The 20,221-nt window shown below is 45.7% G+C and carries 20 protein-coding genes; 12 read left to right on the top strand and 8 right to left on the bottom strand.

Annotated features, from left to right (window positions below):
• Positions 1–42: 42 nt before the first annotated feature.
• The 3 genes from pheT to ACQRBJ_RS02520 all read left to right on the top strand — a co-directional run bounded on the left by pheT (position 43) and on the right by ACQRBJ_RS02520 (position 3,787).
• A complete protein-coding gene (gene pheT, locus ACQRBJ_RS02510; RefSeq protein WP_441936146.1) occupies positions 43–2,511 on the top strand; it encodes a phenylalanine--tRNA ligase subunit beta in 2,469 nt (822 codons plus the stop codon).
• 74 nt (positions 2,512–2,585) lie between these two features.
• On the top strand, positions 2,586–3,329 hold the full coding sequence (locus ACQRBJ_RS02515; RefSeq protein WP_235390180.1) for a YebC/PmpR family DNA-binding transcriptional regulator: 744 nt from the start codon (positions 2,586–2,588) through the stop codon (positions 3,327–3,329).
• 173 nt (positions 3,330–3,502) lie between these two features.
• Positions 3,503–3,787 carry a TIGR03905 family TSCPD domain-containing protein gene (locus ACQRBJ_RS02520; protein ID WP_295346881.1) on the top strand — a complete coding sequence of 95 codons (285 nt, stop codon included), beginning with the start codon at positions 3,503–3,505 and terminating at the stop codon, positions 3,785–3,787.
• Positions 3,788–3,938: 151 nt separating this feature from the next.
• On the opposite strand, the gene ACQRBJ_RS02525 is transcribed toward ACQRBJ_RS02520, so the two are convergent.
• Positions 3,939–4,325 carry a hypothetical protein gene (locus tag ACQRBJ_RS02525; protein ID WP_217760106.1) on the bottom strand — a complete coding sequence of 129 codons (387 nt, stop codon included), beginning with the start codon at positions 4,323–4,325 and terminating at the stop codon, positions 3,939–3,941.
• Between the two features lie 101 nt (positions 4,326–4,426).
• Between ACQRBJ_RS02525 and lepA the strand changes: the two genes are divergently transcribed.
• A complete protein-coding gene (gene lepA, locus ACQRBJ_RS02530) occupies positions 4,427–6,220 on the top strand; it encodes a translation elongation factor 4 (RefSeq protein ID WP_294967992.1) in 1,794 nt (597 codons plus the stop codon).
• A gap of 42 nt (positions 6,221–6,262) precedes the next feature.
• Positions 6,263–6,865 carry a Crp/Fnr family transcriptional regulator gene (locus ACQRBJ_RS02535; RefSeq protein ID WP_228117608.1) on the top strand — a complete coding sequence of 201 codons (603 nt, stop codon included), beginning with the start codon at positions 6,263–6,265 and terminating at the stop codon, positions 6,863–6,865.
• A 91-nt stretch (positions 6,866–6,956) separates the two neighbouring features.
• On the opposite strand, the gene ACQRBJ_RS02540 is transcribed toward ACQRBJ_RS02535, so the two are convergent.
• Genes ACQRBJ_RS02540 through ACQRBJ_RS02550 form a run of 3 tightly spaced genes read right to left on the bottom strand, consistent with a single transcriptional unit; the run spans position 6,957 to position 8,609 of the window.
• Positions 6,957–7,379 carry an RNA-binding S4 domain-containing protein gene (locus tag ACQRBJ_RS02540; RefSeq protein WP_153122132.1) on the bottom strand — a complete coding sequence of 141 codons (423 nt, stop codon included), beginning with the start codon at positions 7,377–7,379 and terminating at the stop codon, positions 6,957–6,959.
• A gap of 2 nt (positions 7,380–7,381) precedes the next feature.
• A complete protein-coding gene (gene pth / locus ACQRBJ_RS02545; protein WP_218415853.1) occupies positions 7,382–7,954 on the bottom strand; it encodes an aminoacyl-tRNA hydrolase in 573 nt (190 codons plus the stop codon).
• A 49-nt stretch (positions 7,955–8,003) separates the two neighbouring features.
• Complete coding sequence (locus tag ACQRBJ_RS02550) at positions 8,004–8,609, bottom strand: 50S ribosomal protein L25/general stress protein Ctc (RefSeq protein WP_294967998.1); 606 nt, start codon at positions 8,607–8,609, stop codon at positions 8,004–8,006.
• Positions 8,610–8,900: 291 nt separating this feature from the next.
• Here ACQRBJ_RS02550 and nusB point away from each other — a divergent pair, with 291 nt between their 5' ends.
• Genes nusB through ACQRBJ_RS02575 form a run of 5 tightly spaced genes read left to right on the top strand, consistent with a single transcriptional unit; the run spans position 8,901 to position 12,340 of the window.
• On the top strand, positions 8,901–9,887 hold the full coding sequence (gene nusB, locus ACQRBJ_RS02555) for a transcription antitermination factor NusB (RefSeq protein ID WP_295346880.1): 987 nt from the start codon (positions 8,901–8,903) through the stop codon (positions 9,885–9,887).
• A 55-nt stretch (positions 9,888–9,942) separates the two neighbouring features.
• Positions 9,943–10,257 (top strand): preprotein translocase subunit YajC, encoded by a 315-nt coding sequence (gene yajC / locus ACQRBJ_RS02560; protein WP_153122128.1) that lies wholly within the window; start codon positions 9,943–9,945, stop codon positions 10,255–10,257.
• Complete coding sequence (locus ACQRBJ_RS02565; RefSeq protein WP_294968002.1) at positions 10,250–11,230, top strand: CdaR family protein; 981 nt, start codon at positions 10,250–10,252, stop codon at positions 11,228–11,230. The genes yajC and ACQRBJ_RS02565 overlap by 8 nt, the downstream gene beginning before the upstream one ends.
• Positions 11,231–11,277: 47 nt before the next feature.
• Positions 11,278–11,841 (top strand): dephospho-CoA kinase, encoded by a 564-nt coding sequence (gene coaE / locus ACQRBJ_RS02570; RefSeq protein WP_445302783.1) that lies wholly within the window; start codon positions 11,278–11,280, stop codon positions 11,839–11,841.
• Positions 11,842–11,896: 55 nt separating this feature from the next.
• Complete coding sequence (locus tag ACQRBJ_RS02575) at positions 11,897–12,340, top strand: DUF5606 family protein (RefSeq protein ID WP_153122125.1); 444 nt, start codon at positions 11,897–11,899, stop codon at positions 12,338–12,340.
• Between the two features lie 105 nt (positions 12,341–12,445).
• On the opposite strand, the gene ACQRBJ_RS02580 is transcribed toward ACQRBJ_RS02575, so the two are convergent.
• The 4 genes from ACQRBJ_RS02580 to ACQRBJ_RS02595 all read right to left on the bottom strand — a co-directional run bounded on the left by ACQRBJ_RS02580 (position 12,446) and on the right by ACQRBJ_RS02595 (position 18,552).
• Positions 12,446–14,113, bottom strand: coding sequence for an AMP-binding protein (locus ACQRBJ_RS02580; protein ID WP_445302784.1), 1,668 nt, complete (start codon positions 14,111–14,113; stop codon positions 12,446–12,448).
• Positions 14,114–14,141: 28 nt separating this feature from the next.
• On the bottom strand, positions 14,142–15,809 hold the full coding sequence (locus ACQRBJ_RS02585; RefSeq protein WP_294968006.1) for an AMP-binding protein: 1,668 nt from the start codon (positions 15,807–15,809) through the stop codon (positions 14,142–14,144).
• A 169-nt stretch (positions 15,810–15,978) separates the two neighbouring features.
• Complete coding sequence (locus tag ACQRBJ_RS02590; RefSeq protein WP_445302785.1) at positions 15,979–17,226, bottom strand: ABC transporter permease; 1,248 nt, start codon at positions 17,224–17,226, stop codon at positions 15,979–15,981.
• A 114-nt stretch (positions 17,227–17,340) separates the two neighbouring features.
• Positions 17,341–18,552, bottom strand: coding sequence for a pyridoxal phosphate-dependent aminotransferase (locus tag ACQRBJ_RS02595; RefSeq protein ID WP_294702872.1), 1,212 nt, complete (start codon positions 18,550–18,552; stop codon positions 17,341–17,343).
• 303 nt (positions 18,553–18,855) lie between these two features.
• On the opposite strand from ACQRBJ_RS02595, the gene ACQRBJ_RS02600 reads away from it, so the two are divergent.
• Positions 18,856–19,371, top strand: a complete 516-nt coding sequence (locus ACQRBJ_RS02600; protein ID WP_445302786.1) for a DUF4494 domain-containing protein — start codon at positions 18,856–18,858, stop codon at positions 19,369–19,371.
• An 86-nt stretch (positions 19,372–19,457) separates the two neighbouring features.
• Positions 19,458–20,129, top strand: a complete 672-nt coding sequence (locus ACQRBJ_RS02605) for a YggS family pyridoxal phosphate-dependent enzyme (RefSeq protein ID WP_295346877.1) — start codon at positions 19,458–19,460, stop codon at positions 20,127–20,129.
• Positions 20,130–20,221 lie beyond the last annotated feature (92 nt).

Below are 20,221 nucleotides of genomic sequence, written 5' to 3' on the forward strand. Positions count from 1 at the left end.
CTCTTTGCTTGAATCAAGGAAATAAAATAAAAAATCATTATAATGAACGTTTCATATAAATGGCTTAAAGAATACGTCGATTTCGACTTGACACCACAGGAGACAGCTGATGTGCTGACCTCTTGCGGACTCGAAGTGGACGCTTTGGAAGAAGTACAGTCTATCAAGGGTGGACTGAAGGGACTCTATGTAGGTAAAGTGTTGACATGCGAGGCGCATCCTAACAGCGATCACCTCCACGTAACAACCGTTGACCTGGGCAAGGGCGAGCCACAGCAGATTGTCTGCGGTGCGCCTAACGTGGCTGCCGGTCAGAAGGTAATCGTTGCCGACCTGGGCTGCGTGCTCTACGACGGCGACCAGAGTTTTACCATCAAGAAGAGCAAGCTGCGCGGTGTAGAGAGCTTGGGTATGATCTGCGCTGAGGATGAAATCGGTGTGGGTACTTCTCACGACGGTATCATCGTGCTCCCAGAGGATGCACCTGTTGGTCAGCCTGCTGCCGAGTACTATCACCTGGAGAGCGACTGGCTCATCGAGATTGATATCACTGCCAACCGTGCCGATGCACTCGGCCACTGGGGTGTGGCCCGCGACCTCTATGCCTGGTTGAAGCAGAACGGCTACGAAACCAGTCTGCATCGCCCATCTTGCGATGAGTTCGTAGTAGACAACGAGGATCTTCCTATCGATGTAGAGATTGAGAACACCGAGGCTTGCAAGCGCTATGCCTGCGTAAGCATCACCGACTGCGAGGTGAAGGAGAGCCCTAAGTGGTTGCAGGATAAGCTGAATATCATCGGCTTGCGTCCAATCAACAATATCGTGGATATCACCAACTACATCATGATGGCATATGGTCAGCCATTGCACTGCTTCGATGCCGACATGGTTACCGGTCATAAGATTGTAGTCCGCACCCAGCCAGAGGGTACCAAGTTCATCACTCTTGATGGCGAGGAGCACACCCTGGGTGAGCACGACCTGAGCATCTGCAATGCTGAGGAGCCAATGTGTATCGCCGGTATCTTCGGCGGTAAGGGTTCCGGTACTTACGAGACCACCAAGAGCGTGGTTCTGGAGAGTGCTTACTTCCACCCGACATGGATTCGCAAGAGCGCTCGCCGTCATGGTTTGAGCACAGATGCCAGCTACCGTTTTGAGCGTGGCGTAGATCCAAACGGACAGATTTATGCATTGAAGCAGGCTGCTATCCTCTGCAAGCAGTTGGCTGGCGGCAAGATTTCCATGCAGATCAAGGATGTATATCCAGAGCCAATGCCGGATTTCCCAGTTCGCCTGAACTATGAGTATGCGCATCGCCTTATCGGTAAGGAGATTGGTGCTGAGACCATCAAGAATATCGCCACATCTCTCGAGATGAAGATCGTGAAGGAGGATGCTGAGGGCATCGACCTTTTGGTTCCTGCTTATCGCGTGGATGTCCAGCGTCCTTGCGACGTGGTAGAGGATATCCTCCGTATCTACGGATATAATAATGTAGAGATTCCAACCCAGCTGAAGAGTTCTTTGACTGTTCAGGGTGATGAGGACAAGGCTTATCACAGCCAGAACCTCGTGGCAGAGCAGTTGGTAGGCGAGGGCTTCATGGAGATTCTCAACAACTCTCTGAGCAAGACCAGCTACTATACAGACCTGGAGCTGAACAAGTATCCTTTGGAGAATGTAGTGAAGGTGATGAACCCATTGAGTGCTGATCTCGGCGTGATGCGTCAGACCATGCTCTTCGGCGGTTTGGAGAGCGTAGCCCGCAACATCAACCACAAGAGCCAGAACCTGAAGTTCTTCGAGGTGGGTAACACCTATTTATATAATAAGGAGAAGTGGAGCGAGGAGAGTCCTATCAAGGCTTACTCTCAGGAGGCTCACATGTCACTCTTGATCACCGGAAAGCGCGTAGAGGGCAGTTGGGCTCATGCAGATGAGCAGAGCAGCATCTACGAGTTGAAGGCTGTTGTAGAGAATATCCTACGCCGTGTAGGTATGCCACAGAACAACCTGGTTATCAAGCACAGCGACAACAACATCTTCTCAAAGGGCGTAAGCTATGAGACCCGTGCCGGCAAGGTATTGGTAGAGATGGGTATTCTGAGCAACAAGCTGAAGAAGGCATTCGACATTGAGCAGGATGTATTCTATGCTGATGTTCACTGGGATAACCTGGTGAAGACCGTGAAGAAGGTGAACCTTACTTACACAGATATCTGCAAGTATCCATCTGTGAGCCGCGACCTTGCACTGCTCGTTGACAAGAACGTAGAGTTTGCACAGATTGAGCAGATTGCCCGTCAGACCGAGAAGAAGCTCCTGAAGAGTGTGGTACTCTTCGACGTATATGAGGGTAAGAACCTGCCAGAGGGCAAGAAGAGCTATGCCGTAAACTTCATCCTGCAGGATGAGGAGAAGACATTGAATGACAAGCAGATTGATGCTATCATGAAGAAGCTCATTGCCAACCTTACAGGCAAGCTCAATGCAGAACTGAGATAATGCAGAATGCGATTGACGCAGAACTGAGATAATATTATAAACAAAAAACGATAAACATTTAAAAATTTATTCCAATGGGAAGAGCATTTGAATATCGTAAAGCTACAAAGCTGAAAAGATGGGGCCACATGGCCAAGACATTTACTAAGTTGGGTAAGCAGATTGCTATTGCAGTAAAGGCAGGCGGTCCAGAGCCAGAGAACAACCCAACATTGCGTGCTATCATCGCTAACTGTAAGCGTGAGAACATGCCTAAGGATAACATCGTTCGTGCCATCAAGAACGCTTGTGGCAAGGATACCAGCGATTACAAGGAGGTAACATACGAGGGATATGGCCCTCACGGAGTTGCTGTCTTCGTTGATACATTGACAGACAACACTACCCGTACTGTGGCTGACGTTCGTTCTATCTTCAACAAGTTCAGCGGTAACCTGGGTACAACAGGTTCTTTGTCTTTCCTCTTCGACCACAAGGCAGTGTTCACATTCAAGAAGAAGGATGGTCTGGATATGGACGAGATGATTCTCGACCTGATCGACTACGGCGTAGAAGATGAGTTTGATGAGGATGAGGAGAACAACGAAATCACTATCTACGGTGCTCCTACAAGCTTCGGCGAGATTCAGAAGCATCTGGAGGCTGAGGGTTTCGAGGTAACTGGTGCCGAGTTCACTTACATCCCTAACGATTTGAAGGATGTAACTCCTGAGGAGCGTGAAACTATCGACAAGATGGTTGAGAAGTTGGAAGAGTTTGACGATGTTCAGACTGTTTATACCAACATGAAGCCAGAAATTCCTGCAGACGCAGAATAATATTACGCCCTGATAGGCGCTACTTTTTACAGGCACGCCCTGAACCAACGGTCACCGGCCGAAGGGAAAGGTAAAGGGCAGAAGCACATAGCCCAGGGCACCGCCCTGGGTTTTGTGTTTATTTCAGCACGCGCCCTGTAAGAGCAAAAGCTTTAAAATAAGGAGAAAACATTATGATTAATTCTAACAATGAAAATCAGGAAAAGTTGCAGAAGGTAACTTATCAGACTCATGGTACCTGCTCAAAATACATCTGCATCAGTATAGATAAAGATGGAAAAGTGCAGGATGCCCAGTTCATCGGCGGCTGCGATGGCAATACCAAGGGCGTCTGTGCCTTGATTCAGGGCATGAAGGCCAAGGAAGTCATTGCCCGATTGAAGGGCATCACTTGTGGCAACAAGCCTACAAGCTGTCCAGACCAGCTGGCTACAGCCTTGCAGGAAATGGGATATTAAGAGTGTTTTAGGCACGGATATATATTAGGCACGGATTACACGGAATTATAAATGAGCTCTATTGATTAGCGCCATAAATCCGTGTAATCCGTGTAATCCGTGCCTTATCTGTAATCCGTGCCTTTTCTAATACTAGTAATCTGTGCCTTATCTAATACTTGAACAAATCATCCAGCAGAACCTCCTTCGGATTCTTTGCCGAATGATAAACGAAACGGAAGCTGAAATGCTTCTCCTTGTATTTCTGCAAGCCGGGATTGTTGTCAAGGGCATCTTTCTGGAGCTTATGCAGTTTGTCCTTGTTGGCATCTATGACCTGCTTGTTGTCTGCCTTGTTGCGCAAGGTGACATAATAAGTGTAAACCCTGGTGTTCTTATCAAAGGTTGCACTATCTGTTCTGCTGTCATTCACGAAAGGTGTAGGACAGTTTTTCTCCGTATACTCCTTAGCTTCTCTTTCAGCCTTTTCTTCCAGACTTTCGGTGCAAGATGCTAATAAAGAGACCAAAACAGCGATGTAAATCAACTTTTTCTTCATGATTTTTCTATATTTTACCTAAAAATCTCTATAATTTCTGATATTTTGTGCAAAGATACGAAAAAAATAACTATCTTTGCACTCTAAAGAGAGAAAATTATATGGAGAATATAAATAAGATAAGAAATTTCTGCATTATTGCACATATAGACCATGGTAAAAGTACCTTGGCAGACCGATTGTTAGAGAAGACTCAGACCATCAAGATTACTGAAGGACAGATGCTTGATGACATGGACTTGGAGAGAGAGCGTGGTATTACTATCAAGAGCCATGCCATACAGATGGAGTATAAGGCAAAGGATGGTGATACATACATTCTCAATCTGATTGATACTCCGGGACACGTAGACTTCTCTTATGAGGTTTCACGTTCCATCGCTGCCTGCGAGGGAGCGCTCCTGGTCGTTGATGCCACACAGGGCGTGCAGGCTCAGACAATCTCTAACCTCTATATGGCTATTGAGCATGACCTGGAAATCATTCCGGTCATCAACAAGATAGATATGCCTTCGGCTATGCCGGAGGAGGTGGAAGACGAAATCGTAGACCTGATTGGTTGCAAGCATGAGGATATCCTCCGCGCTTCCGGTAAGACCGGTGAGGGCGTTGAAGAGGTGTTGGAGGCGGTTGTAAAACGTGTGCCTGCTCCTACAGGCGATGACAAGGCTCCATTGCAGGCTTTGATTTTCGACTCTGTGTTCAACTCTTTCCGTGGTATCATCGCTTATTTCAAGATAGAAAACGGCGTGATCAGCAAGGGTGACAAGGTGAAGTTCTTCAATACCGGCATGGAATATGATGCTGATGAGATTGGTGTGCTGAAGATGGACATGATTCCTCGCAAGGAATTGGGTACCGGTGAGGTAGGTTATATCATCTCGGGTATCAAGAATGCTACCGAAGTAAAGGTGGGTGACACCATCACTCATATCGCCCGTCCTTGTGACAAGGCGATTGCCGGTTTCCAGGAAGTGAAGCCGATGGTCTTTGCCGGCGTTTATCCTATCGATCCTAGCGATTACGAGAATCTGCGTGCCTCATTGGAGAAACTGCAGCTCAATGATGCTTCGCTTACCTTCTCGCCAGAGAGTTCCGTGGCATTGGGCTTCGGTTTCCGTTGCGGATTCCTCGGATTGCTCCACATGGAGATTGTGCAGGAACGTCTGGACCGTGAGTTCAACATGGATGTCATCACCACCGTGCCTAACGTATCCTATATGGTATACGACAAGCAGGGAGGCGAGAAAGAGGTCCACAATCCTTCCGGATTGCCTGACCCAACCATGATTGACCATATCGAGGAACCATACATCCGAGCTACCATCATCACTGCTGCCGATTACATCGGTCCGATCATGAAGCTCTGTCTGGATAAGCGTGGCGAATTGATTAACCAGGAATACGTGAGCGGCAATCGTGTGGAGTTGCACTTCATGTTGCCATTGGGCGAGATTGTCATCGATTTCTACGATAAGCTGAAGAGTATTTCCAAGGGTTATGCTTCGTTCGACTATCATATCGATTCATTCCGTCACTCTGACCTGGTGAAGCTCGATATCCTCCTGAATGGAGAACCGGTGGATGCGCTGAGCACCTTGACCCATCGTGACAATGCCGTGAGCTTCGGACGCAGAATGTGCGAGAAGTTGAAGGACCTGATTCCACGTCAGCAGTTTGATATTGCCATCCAGGCAGCTATCGGTGCAAAGATTGTGGCACGTGAGACCGTGAAGCAGGTGCGTAAGGATGTTACTGCCAAGTGTTATGGTGGTGACGTGAGCCGTAAGCGTAAGCTGCTGGAGAAGCAGAAGAAGGGTAAGAAGCGCATGAAGCAGATTGGTAATGTGGAGGTTCCACAGAAGGCCTTCCTTGCTGTGCTGAAACTCGATTAATATTGAAATAACATTAACTAAATTATAGGAGTTTTTTTTATTATGGCTGACTTGATGAAGGTTATAGTACCTAAGCGCGACATAGCCAGAGAGCTTGCACGTAAGTATAGTACGATGACTCACGACGAGCTGGATGTCCTGGAAGATTTGCTTGTGCCGGTGAAGTATGGCAAGGGCGAGAGAATCTTGTCCGAGGGAGAAGTATGTACGGGTATTTCGTATATAGAGAAGGGCTTGGTGCGACAGTATTACATCAAGAATGGCAAGGAGGTGACCGAGCACCTGGGTGTGGATCACTCTATCTTCATGTGTATTGAAAGTCTCTTTAAAGAGGAACCTTCTCATCTACAAGTGGAAGCATTGGAACCTACATTGGTTTACATCTTGCCAAAGGCGAAGCTCGAGGCGGCTGCGATGCGTAATGTCAATATTCAGATGCTGTATCGTAAGATTCTGGAAGAGAGTTTGATACAGTCGCAAGTGCATGCCGACCTGATGCGCTTTGAGACAGCGCCAAACAAGTATAAGCGCCTTTGCGAGATGAATCCACAGGTAGTATTAAGAGCTCCGCTCACCTATATTGCTAATTATCTGCAGATGACGCCGGAAACATTGTCTCGTATCCGTTCTAATGTACTCATGTAATAAGCATTGGAATATAAACACAAAAAACGCCCTGTAAAGGTAAAGCTTCCATGTCGGAATGCTTTTGCCTTTACAGGGCGTCTCTTTTTTATTATTGATCTTCTTCGTCCCAATCCTCATCTTCGAATCCGAACAGGGCTGGATCAACGAAGGCATCGAGCGCACGGCGCTCTTTTTTGGTAGGGCGTCCGGTACCTCTTGCACGGTCTACGAATCCGCTGATGCGGCTCATTTCCAGAAGTTCGTACTGCTTAGGATCGGTAACGTTCTTGTAAACGCCAAACAGCATCTTGGCACCTACGCGCTGCTCAATGCAGTCGAGTACCTCGAAAGAATAGGTGATAGGAGCCTTCTTCACGCTCACCACATCGCCACGCTTGATGATAAAGGATGGCTTTCTGTTTACGCCTCCCACCGTCACACGACCATTCTTGCAGGCATCTGCTGCAATGCTGCGCGTCTTGTAAATGCGGGCTGCCCAGAGCCACTTGTCTATTCTTGCTGATTCTTTCATGATTACTTTTTCCCAAGCTTGTTGTACTGGTTCATCGTATTGTTGATGCCAGCCAATACAAAACTCTTGATAATCTCTACGCCCAGGTCGATAGCAGGCTGAAGTTCCTTCATGTCTTCCTCGGTGTATTTACCAAGTACCCAGTCTATCTGTCCACCGCGCGGATAATCGTTGCCGATACCCATGCGCAGGCGAGCATAGTTTTGTCCGATAAGTTGCTGGATATGTCCCAAACCGTTGTGCCCGCCATTGCTGCCATTGGCTTTCAGACGGAAAGCACCGAGGGGTAGGGCAAGCTCATCACTGATTACCAGAAGTCTGCTCTGATCAATCTTTTCCTGATTCAGCCAATATCTCACTGCATTACCGCTGAGGTTCATGAAGGTGGTAGGTTTCAGGAGAATGATCTTTCTGCCCTTGAGTGTGGTTTCAGCGACGAATCCATATCGCTTATCCTCAAAATGAATATTGGACGCTTTAGCAAAAGCGTCCAATACCATAAATCCTGTGTTGTGCCTGGTTCCTGCGTATTCATCGCCAGGGTTACCAAGCCCACAAATCAAATATTTATCCAATGTTTGATAATGCTTTACTCAGGTTCGTAAAATCTCGATGACTTATCAATTAAGCCTCCTCTTCAGCTGCAGCCTGTGCAGCGAGCTGAGCGTTACGTGTCATCTTGATAGAGCAAACTACAACAGCCTTGCTTGTTGCCAGCTCGAGACCCTCGTATGAAAGGTCGCCAACCTTGATGCTCTTACCGATCTTCAACTCAGTAACGTCTACATCGAGGTGCTCAGGAATAACCTGGTAAGGAGCTGTAACGTTGATCTTACGGATAGAGAGGTTCATACGACCACCATCACGTACACCCTGTGCAAGACCTACCAACTTAACTGGGATACCGATAGTGATAGGCTTCTGATCGTTCACCTCGTAGAAGTCAACGTGCAAAGGAGCGTCTGTTGTTGGGTGGAACTGAATCTCCTTCATGATAGCTGTGTGGCTCTCACCGTCGATGATGAGGTTGATTACATATACATGAGGAGTGTAGATAATCTTACGCAACTCTGTGAATGGAACTGCGAATGACATAGCCTCAGGAGCACCGTTAGCATCCTTCTTCTCACCATAAAGGTTACATGGGATGAAACCTTCCTTACGCAATGACTTAGAAGCTTTCTTACCAAGGTCTGTACGCTTCTGACCTGTTACATTAATCTCTTTCATTTGTGTTACTCTAAATTAAGTTGTTAAAAATTTAATAATGTGCCTTAACTCGCCATCACACGGATTAGCTTTGAAAAAGCGTGTCTGCGAATCTTTTCCGCAAAGCGGCTGCAAAATTACTCATTTTATTTGGAATATGCAAATATTTTGGAAGAAAATATCAAAAATAATGCCTTTATCCTTAAAAAAGTAGAAAATATTCCTCGTTTTCTTGCTCATATTATATAAAATATGTATATTTGCACTCGTAATTGGTAAACATATAAATAAATCTTTTAAAAACATTAGAGAATGATTAATAGGGATTTGATAAGACGTAAGATTGTGCAGTTAACCTACGCATACTATCAAAACAGCAATTACAACATGGATAATGCTGAGAAGGAGTTGATGTTCAGTCTCTCCAAGTCGTACGATCTGTACAACTACATGTTGCAGCTCATCGTTGCTATTACAGGGGAAGCCCGTAAGCGTTACGATGTTGAGGTGGTTCGTGCGCAGCGTGAGGGCCTTCAGGAGCCTTCTGCTCGTTTGGCGTTCAATGAATTTGCTGTACAGTTGGAGGAGAATAAGATGTTGCTCGACTGGATTGATGTGAAGCATTCTAATTGGGATGAGAACATTGAGGTGGTTCGTAGCTTGTACAATACTATTACTTCTAGTGATCTCTATGCCGATTATGTCAGTGGTGCTTTCGATGCAGAACTCCCTGATATGGATGATTACGACCGTGACCGTGAGTGGTGGCGTCGTGTATATAAGAAGTTTATCCAGAACAATGATGAGATGGATGCTTTCCTCGAGGAGAAGAGCCTGTACTGGAATGATGACAAGGATATCGTTGATACCTTCGTGCTGAAGACCATCAAGCGCTTTGACAAGGCTAACAAGAGCAAGCAGGAACTCCTTCCTGAGTACAAGGACATGGAGGATAGAGAATTTGCTAGAAAGCTCTTCCGTGCTACCATCCTCAATGCAGATTCTTATCAGCGCTATATGAGTACTGCTTCACGCAACTGGGACTTCTCACGTCTGGCTTACATGGATGTGGTTATCATGCAGATTGCCATCGCTGAGTTGACTACCTTCCCTGGTATTCCTGCTACAGTAACCATCAATGAGTATGTGGAAATGGCTAAGGTTTACAGTACTCCTCGCAGTGGTGGCTATGTGAACGGTATGCTTGACAATATCGCCCGTTACCTGAATGAGCAGGGTATCATTGCCAAGGATTTGCCAGAGCGCAAGTCTAAGTATAGAGATCATCACGAGAACTAAATCGCGTGATATATAAAAAAGAATCAATAATTATAAAGAAATATATAACAAGACTATGACAAATTTAGTATTACAGGCACAGCAGGGTGGAAGCAGCATGACCTTCCTCATTATGATGGTGGCTATCTTCGTTATCATGTGGTTTTTCATGATTCGCCCTCAGCAGAAGAAGCAGAAGGAAATCCGTAAGTTCCAGAATTCTCTTCAGGAGGGTTCTAAGGTGGTTACTGGTGGTGGCGTCTATGGTACCGTAAAGCGCGTGAATGTAGAGGCTAACACTATCGATGTTGAGATAGCTCGTGGCGTGGTAATCACTGTGGCTAAGGGCTACGTGTTTGCTGATGCTACAAGTCAGACTCCTAATGCATAGTATCAAGAACATATTGCTTGCTGTCAGAAACTTCCTGTTCAGTGGTATGAATAAGGAGTTTCTGATTTTTTTGTTCTTTTTGGCGCTCAGTGGCGGCTTCTGGTTGATGATGTCGCTCAACGAAACGCTGGAGAGGGAATTTGCTATTCCCGTACAGCTGGTTGGCATGCCACGTAATGCGATCATTACTGGTGAATTACCTGATACGGTTAAGATTACGGTGAGAGATAAGGGATTTACGCTGGCTACTTATGCCTATGGAAGGAAATTCCACCCTATCTCTTTCAAATTCTCAACTTATGCTGATGATGATGCTGGCGCAGGAGTAATACCACTGGCTGATGTGCAGAAACAGGTGCAGGCGCAGTTGTATGGCTCCAGCAAGTTGCTCTCTGTCAAACCAGGAAAGTTTGATTTCTACTTCACCTATGGCTCTTCCAAGAAGGTGCCGGTGGTCTTCAAGGGTAGGATTACTACCAGCAGGCGTTATTATCTGGCTCATACTGAGTTTTTCCCGACAATGGTTACGGTCTATGCCAACAAGCGACAGCTCGATCAGCTGGAATCGGTAGAAATCGTTCCGTTCAATCAGCGCAACCTGCAAGATACGATTCAGCAGGACGTGAAGATCAAGCAGATTCGGGGTGTGAAAATCGTGCCTAAGCAGGTGAGACTTTCCGTTTACCCGGATATCTTGACAGAGGAATCTGTTGAAGTTCCGGTAAAGGCAATCAATATGCCTGATAATATGGTGCTTCGTACATTCCCGGCAAGGGTTGCGGTGAGATTCACTGTGGGAGCCAGTCTCTTCCGTACCATTACTCCTGAACAGTTCAAGGTGGTAGTGGATTACAATGAGTTGGCTAACAATCCGTCTGACAAGTGTACTTTGCAGCTGAGGAGTGTGCCTCGTTCTGTCAGCAAGGCGCATCTGGAAAACGAAACTGTAGATTATCTGTTGGAACAGCAATGATAATTAATAATTTTTAATTTACAATTAATAATTTATAATTCATTGTGATGAAGATAGCTATAACGGGGGGCATTGGTAGCGGAAAAAGCTATGTATGCCGCATCTTGGAAAAACAGGGCATCAAGGTATATGACTGTGATGCTGAAGCCAAACGGTTGATGCGCTATGATGTCGACTTGCAGGAAAGCTTGAAGCAGCTGGTGGGCGAGGAGGTATATAGTGCAGAGGGAATCTTGCAGAAACCTGTGCTTGCCCAGTTTCTCCTGGCTAGTGAGGCAAACAAGCAGGCGGTCAATGATGTGGTGCATCCTGCTGTGGCAAGAGATTTTGAGCAGAGCGATTACCAATGGTTGGAGAGTGCTATTCTCTTTGACAGTGGTTTCGACCGCCGTACTCATTTCGACTTCGTGGTCTGTGTTACAGCTCCTGTTCCAGTACGTCTGAAGCGTATCATGCTGCGGGATCATATTTCGGAGCAGAAAGCACAGGAATGGATAGATGCCGTGATGCCGCAGGAAGAACTTGCTGCCCGTTCTGATTTTGAAATCGTGAATGATGGAGTGAGGGATGTGGAAGAGCAGGTTCAGCAATTGCTCAGGCGATTGCTTTAGAGAGATAATTAAAATAAAAATATAAAAGGATAAATCAATAATTGAATTAAAAACAATGGAAACAATTCTTTCAATTGCAGGTAAGCCAGGCCTTTACAAACTGGTATCTAGAGGTAATAGAAACTTAATCGTTGAAATGCTCGACGAGTCACATAAGCGTATGCCTGCTTTCGCTACAGATCGCGTAACAAGCCTTGGCGACATCGCTATGTATACAGATGCTGATGAGGTGCCATTGTGGGAAGTTCTCGACAGCGTAAGCAAGAAGGAAGAGGGTAAGGTTAGTTCTTTCAACTACAAGAAGGCTTCTGCTGAGGAGTTGCACAGCTATTTCGCAGAGGTTCTTCCTAGCTACGACCGTGACCGTGTACGTGACAGCGACATCAAGAAGTTGCTCCAGTGGTACAACATCATGGCTAAGTACGGTATTACCGACTTCAAGGCTACCCTTTCTCCTACAGAGGGTGACAATGTAGATGATCGTGCTGAGCAGGAGTAAATCTCTCAGGCGTTGATTGGATATCATCAACATTTACATAAAACAAAAAAGTGAGCTTCTTCTTCCGAAGACAGCTCACTTTTTTTATATCTTGACGAGATTCGTTTAATCATTGATGGTATACAGGAATCGCTTGATACTCTTCTTAGGAGTCTTCTCAAATTCCTCTTCGTGGATTCTGATTTCTGATACTTTGCTGTATGCTGGTATCATGGAATTGAGTTCCTGACGGTTCTGCTCCATGATGTCGGCAAGTTCTTTGTTGCCGAGGTTGAGCGTCTGAGCCTCGTCATAATCCGGGTGAACCAGTGCGATGAGCTTATCACCCTTCTGTACTACTACGCTTTCAGCCACAAGAGCCAGGGAATTGAGCTTGTCTTCAATTTCCTCCGGATAGATATTCTGACCGCTTGCTCCGAGAAGCATGTTCTTGCTGCGTCCCTTGATGAATACGTTGCCGTCACCATCCATGGTGCCGAGGTCGCCGGTATGATACCATCCGTTCTTATCGATGGTCTGCTTGGTTGCTTCCTCGTTCTTGTAATAGCCCAACATCACGTTAGGACCCTTAGCCAGAATCTCTCCTGGTACATTCTCTGGGTCTGGACTGTCGATGCGAACCATCATGTGGAGAGCTGCCTTGCCGCAGGAACCCGGTACGAAATGCTTGTAATCCTCGTAGCAGATGATAGGCGCACACTCGGTAGCACCATATCCTACAGTATATCTGAAGCCTACGCTATGGAGGAAGCTTTCTACTTCCTGATTGAAGGCTGCACCACCGATAATCACCTCATAGAAGTTTCCACCGAAGGCATTGCTTACCTGGTCGCAGATCTTCTCCTTCACCTTCTTGCTGATGACAGGCATGTGGAGGAGCATGCGCATGCGGTTGTTCTGTATCTTAGGGAATACTTTCTTGCGGATAATCTTCTCGATAACCAATGGTACTGCAATGATGACGGCTGGCTTGAGGCGTCCGAAAGCCTCAGCGATGATGGCTGGGCTAGGGATGCGGGTGAGATAGAAGATGTGGCAACCCTTGATGAATTCGAAGATGAATTCGAATGCCATGCCATACATGTGGGCCATCGGCAGGATACTGATGATAGAATCTCCCGGCTTGATTTTCTTGCCCAATACATTCTCGGCAAAGTCGGCATTGCCCCAAAGCGCACGGTATGGTATCATCACACCCTTGGAGAAACCTGTGGTTCCACTGGTATAGTTAATCATAGCCAGCTCTTCAGGATTCTCTTCTTTGTAATAGCTGACGTGATTTTTGCGGAAATATTTAGGATATTTGATACCAAACATCTCATTGAGGTGCTCACGAGCGTAAGTCAGCTTATCTGTACGAGATACAACAAGCGAGTAATCCGGTATGTAGATGATGCCTTCGAGTCCCGGCATCTTGGTAGCATCTACCTGGGTAGCTACTACATCACCAACGAAGAGCAACTTGGCATCGCTGTGATTCACGATGTTATGTATCTGATCTGGCATGAACTCATGCAGAATAGGCACAGCGATGGCGCCATAGGTGAGGGTAGCAAGGAAAGCTACAGCCCAGTTGGCGCTATTGCGACCGCAAAGAGCAATCTTGTCACCCTTTACCACGCCTGAATTCTCGAACATGATGTGTAGTTTCTCTATTTTACGTGCTACATCATGGAACTGCAAGGTGGCTCCCTTGTAGTCGGTAAGAGCATCCATATCCCAATGGTCTATGATACTCTTCTCTATTAGTGCGTTAAAGCTTGGTATCTCCATATTTATTGTGTTTTGATGCAATTGTCTGTTATATTACGTCTTGATACAAATATCTTTTAATAGACTTCTTGGCAGTCTTCTCGAATTCTGTATCGTGCAACTGGATGCGTGAGATATGAGCGAAGCTTGGCATCTGCTGGTTCAGTTCCTTTCGGTTTTCTTCCATGATGTTGGCAAGGTCTTCGTCTGTGAATCCGAGATTGCTTACTTCATCCATGTCCGGGTGAACCAGCGCTACGAGCTTGTCATTGCTTTGCAGTACGATGCTCTCGTTTACCATTGCCAGGGAATTGAGTTTGTCCTCTATTTCTTCCGGATAGATATTCTGACCGTTAGGACCGAGAAGCATGTTCTTGCTGCGTCCTCTTACGAAGAAATGTCCGTCGGCACTCATGGTAGCCAAATCGCCAGTATGGAACCATCCGTCTTCGTCGAGTACAGCATCTGTAGCCTCCTGATTCTTGTAATATCCCTTCATCACGTTGATGCCGCGGCAAACCAGTTCTCCTGCTACATTCTCAGGGTCATCGCTCAATACCTTTACCTCCATGTGCTTCACGGCAACACCGCAGCTTCCTGCCACGTAGTTGTCCTGATGGGCGAAGGTGATGAGCGGTGCAGTCTCTGTGGTACCGTATCCCATGGCGATAGGGAATCCGATGCTGATAAAGAAGTTCTCTATCTCCTTGTTGAGCGGAGCTCCACCGACAACTACCTCGTATGGGTGCTCACCAAACTTACGCAGCACGAACTCGCGAACCTTCTCCTTGATGCGCTTGCTGATGACAGGCATGCTCATCAGAAGCTTTGCGCGGTTGGTCTGGATATGTGGGAACACTTCCTTTCTTACGATCTTATCCACCACGAGCGGTACAGCGAAGAGAATGTCGGGCTTGATTTCTGCCAGCGCCTCTGAGATGAGCGTAGGACTCGGGAGACGGGTGAGGAAGAAGATGTGGTTACCTTCTACGATATTGTAGAGAAACTCTGTCATCAGTCCGTACATGTGCGCCATCGGCAGGGTAGAGAGAATGTTGCAATTCTTTCCTATCTTAGGACTTACCGAGTCGATGAGATAATCAAGATTACCCCAAAGCGCTCTATATGGCAGCATCACGCCCTTAGAGAAACCTGTTGTTCCGCTGGTGTAATTAATCATCGCCAACTCCTCCGGGGCGTCTACGTGATATTTTACATGTTCTGCTCTGAAGTATTTCGGATACTTGTGACCAAACATCTTGTTGAGGTGTTCACGGGCATAGGTTAGTTTTTCAGAGCGAGATATGACGAGTGAATTGTCAGGTAGGTGGATAATTCCTTCCAGAGAGGGCATCTCTTCAGGGGTTATCTCTGTAGCTACCACATCGCCTACGAACAGAAGTTTGCTCTCGCTGTGATTCACGATATTGTGAATCTGCTCAGGCTTGAATTCGTTCTGTATAGGTACGACGATGGCTCCGTATGTGATAATGGCCAGAAAGGCTACTGCCCACTGACTACTATTTCTTCCGCACACGGCTATCTTGTCACCCTTCTTGACATCGCTGTTCTCGAACAGGATGTGAAGTTTTTCTATCTTTCTTGCAACATCATGATACTGGAGTGTAGCTCCCTTATAATCGGTGAGCGCATCCAGGTTCCAGTTCTTGATGATGCTTCTCTCAATATATGAGTTAAAACTTGGTATTGAATCCATTGCACAATTTACAAAATTTTGTGCAAAGATACAGAAAATACTGCACATCGCAAAAAAAAATGTGCATTATTTTCGTGCTAAGGGCAAAATAATGCAAAAACTAGGTAAAATAGTAAAGTTTTTATCCCATTATTGCTATAAATGGATAGCAATAATGGGATAAAGAGATTTATTCATATCTCATCGACTTAGCTGGATGGATGTGAGAGATGAGATAACTTGGTGCTACAAGCATGAATACGCTGATGAGCAGGGTGGCTACATTCAATGCCAGAATGAAGAGCCAGTTAAACTCTATTGGGACGTTACTTACGTAGTAAGTCTGCGCATCAAGCTTCACGATGCCTGTTAGATTCTGAATGGCTAACAGTCCCAGACCGATGATGTTACCCAATATCATTCCCTTGCCGATGATGAATACGGCAAACCAGAGGAAGGTGTGGCGAATGATATTGTTGCGGGCTCCCAATGCCTTCATCACTCCAATCATTGAAGTGCGCTCCAGGATGATGATGAGCAGGCCGCTTATCATCGTTACGCCGGCTACTATTATCATCAAGCCGAGAATAATCCATACATTCATGTCCATCAGGCTGAGCCACTGGAAGATGTTAGGGTTCAAATCCTTGATGGTTGCACTGCTGTAGGTCTCTCCATAATGGTCTACGGTACGGTTCACCTTATTTATAATATAGTCTTCCGTTTCGTTGAGCTTCCCGAAGTCATTGACGGTGAGCTCCGCTCCGCTGGCTTGGTCATCTTCCCAGCCATTCAGCTTCACGGCTGTATAGAGATCTGTATAAGCTATAATCTCGTCGTACTTCTTCAGATTGGTCTCGTAGATTCCCTTGATGGTGAATCTGCGCATTCTTACTCCGCTGTCATCGATGAAGTAGGCGAAGATTCGCTCTCCGTTCTTCAATTTCAGCTTGTCTGCCATCAACTTGGATATGAGAATCTGGTTATGGCTCGCTTTGTCGTCAAACTTGGGAATGCTTCCTTCAACCATGTTCTGATGGATAAAGGTTGAATCAAAATCTGGTCCTACACCTTTGAGAACAACTCCCAGGAAGTCATTGTCAGTCTTGAGAATGCCTTCCTTCATGGCGAATCGCTGTACATGCTTGACGCCTGGCATCTTCTTCAGGACGTTTACCATCGAGTCGTTCACCACCACCGGGTATTGGTTCTGCTGTTGCAGGGTCAGGAAGTCGGCTACCTGTATATGGCTTCCGAATCCTATCACCTTGTCACGGATGGTATGTTTGAATCCCAGCACCACGCATACCGACATGATCATGATAGCGAGACCGATGGCAACACCCGCAGTGGCTATATGAATAGCAGGGCGAGAAACTTTACGTTTGTCGCCCTGATCGCTATATAATCTCTTTGCTATAAATAGAGGAAAATTCATTCTAATGAATAATTTATAATGTAGAATTTATAATGTAGAATTAATAATTACTAATTGCCTTGCGGATGATGGTATGTACCCAATTATAAATTATCAATTATACATTATTAATTATTATAGTCCTTCATCCTCCACTCTTCCCGGATAGGCTTCCAGTGCCTTGGCAAGAACTGTCAATGCACGGTTCAGGTCATCCTTCTTCAAAACGTAAGCCATACGTACCTGATTACGACCTGCACCAGGAGTGGTATAGAAACCAGAAGCTGGAGCCATCATCACGGTTTCGCCCTCATATTCGAATTCTTCCAGACACCAGCGGCAGAACTTATCCGAATCATCGATAGGCAATTTGGCTACGGTATAGAAGGCACCCATAGGAATAGGAGAGTATACGCCAGGAATACGGTTGAGTCCGTCAATCAGGCATTTACGGCGCTCCACGTACTCATCATATACGTCACGGTAGTACTCTTCAGGTGCATCGAGAGAAGCCTCGGCTACTATCTGACCAATCAGTGGAGGAGAAAGACGAGCCTGACAGAACTTCATCACAGCCTTGCGGATTTCTGCATTCTTGGTAATCAGGGCTCCCACACGGATACCACACTCGCTGTATCGCTTGGATACAGAGTCGATAAGCACTGTGTTCTGTTCAATACCCTCCAGGTGCATCGCACTGATATAAGGGCTACCCGTATAGATATACTCACGGTAAACCTCATCAGAGAAGAGATAGAGATCGTACTTCTTCACCAAGTCACGAATCTGGTTCATCTCACGGCGTGTATAGAGGTAACCTGTTGGGTTGTTAGGGTTGCAGATCAGGATGGCACGTGTGCGCTCATTGATCAGCTCCTCAAACTTCTCTACCTTAGGCAATGAGAAACCTTCCTCGATGGTGGTAGCGATGGTACGGATCTTGGCACCTGCAGAAATGGCGAAAGCCATATAGTTGGCGTAAGCAGGTTCTGGTACAATAATCTCATCTCCTGGGTTCAAGCAACTCATAAAAGAGAAGAGTACAGCCTCGGAACCTCCCGATGTGATAATGATATCATCGGCAGTTACGTTGATATTGAATTTCTTGTAATAGTCTACTAGCTTCTCACGATAACTGAGATAGCCCTGGCTTGGAGAATACTCCAGGATGGTGCGGTCAATATGCTTCAAGGCATCGAGACCACACTGAGGAGTAGGCAGGTCTGGCTGACCGATGTTGAGGTGATATACCTTTACTCCACGTTTCTTTGCTGCGGCAGCCAAAGGAGCCAACTTTCTGATTGGTGACTCTGGCATCTCAAGACCGCGTACAGATATTTCTGGCATCTTTTTCTTTCTTTCTATTAATTATCCAAGTCGAGAAGATAATTTACGGCCATTAAAAAGAGCCCACTTCTCGCTAATCGTGTGCAAAGTTAAGAAAATTAGCTGAAAATACGGAAAAGATTTTAATTTAATTTTATATTTTAATAAAAATCTTGTGTTTCTGTTGCTTTTCTGCATTCTTTTTTATAACTTTGCATCTCCAAACAGTGATTTAGAATTACAAAACTGGGTAGAGCGGCTTGTTCGTCCTATCCTCAAATAAATGATTATAAAACTAAATATTTAAAATAAAAAAGGTAAAAAATGAGAAGTAGATCAAATGTTACTTGGTTTTCAACCAAAGTGAGATATCAGAAAACAATGGAGGATGGTTCTGAGAAGGTGGTTACAGAGAATTATCTCGTAGATGCTTTAAGCTTTACAGAGGCTGAGAGCGCTATCACCGATGAAATGTCTGTTTATGTCAGCGGAGAATTTCAGGTTAGTGGTATTGCAAAGGCTGCCTACCATGAGGTTTTCTTCAGCGATGTAGACGATGATGACAAGTGGTACAAGGCTAAGTTGCAGTTTATCACCCTTGATGATAAGACTGAGAAGGAGAAGCGTTCTACTGTAAACTATCTCGTTCAGGCTAAGTCTCTGGCCCGTGCACTCCGTTATGTTGACGAGGAAATGGGTAAGACCATGATCGACTATGACACAATAGGTCTTAACGAGACCAACCTGATGGATGTATTCGAGCATCAGGCTCCTAATCAGGAGGAGAAGAACGATGTGCCTGAGTATGAGCAAGGCAATGCAGAACAGCCAGCTGAGTAATTAGGTATACCTTATGTCATACTTCCAGCAAAGCAAATGGCTAAGGAATCATTATTAATTATAAATTCTTAATTATTAATTGAACTATGTATGATGTAAAAGGAAATCTTCGGGAAGTGTTGGGCAACTTGCCTGCGGGAGTCAATCTCGTAGCCATCAGTAAGTTTCATCCCAACGAATATATCGAGGCTGCATACGCTGAGGGGCAACGTATCTTTGGTGAAAGCCATGAACAGGAACTTGCCAGGAAGGTAGAGTCCTTGCCTAAGGATATCGTGTGGCATTTCATCGGTCATCTTCAGACCAATAAGGTGAAGTATATCGCTCCGTATATCTCTATGATAGAATCGGTGGATAGCCTGAAACTCCTGAAGGAAATCAACAAGCAGGCTGCCAAGCACGACCGTGTGGTAAAGGTTCTTCTGGAATTGCATATTGCAGAGGAAGAAACCAAGTCGGGTTTCTCGTTTGATGATTGCCGTGAACTCCTGGAGGCGGGCGAATGGAGAACGATGGATCATGTGCAGATTTGCGGTATCATGATGATGGCATCCAATACGGATGATGAGCAGCAGATAGCTCAGGAGTTTGATGCTGCCTATGCTTTCTTCAAGGAAGTGAAGGAGAAGTATTTTGCCGATGATGATGCTTTCTGTGAAAGAAGTTGGGGTATGAGTCACGATTACCGGATTGCCGTAAAGCACGGTAGTAATATGGTGCGTGTGGGTACTACCATCTTTGGTCCTAGAATCTATTGATTATAGTGTCTTTGAGTTTATCAGACTTAAGAATATCTCTAATATGAAAAAAGGAGGATGTGATGATGAAAAGTCACATCCTCCTTATTTTA

The organism is Prevotella sp. SGI.167, from assembly GCF_050313615.1.
Taxonomy (GTDB): Bacteria; Bacteroidota; Bacteroidia; order Bacteroidales; family Bacteroidaceae; genus Prevotella.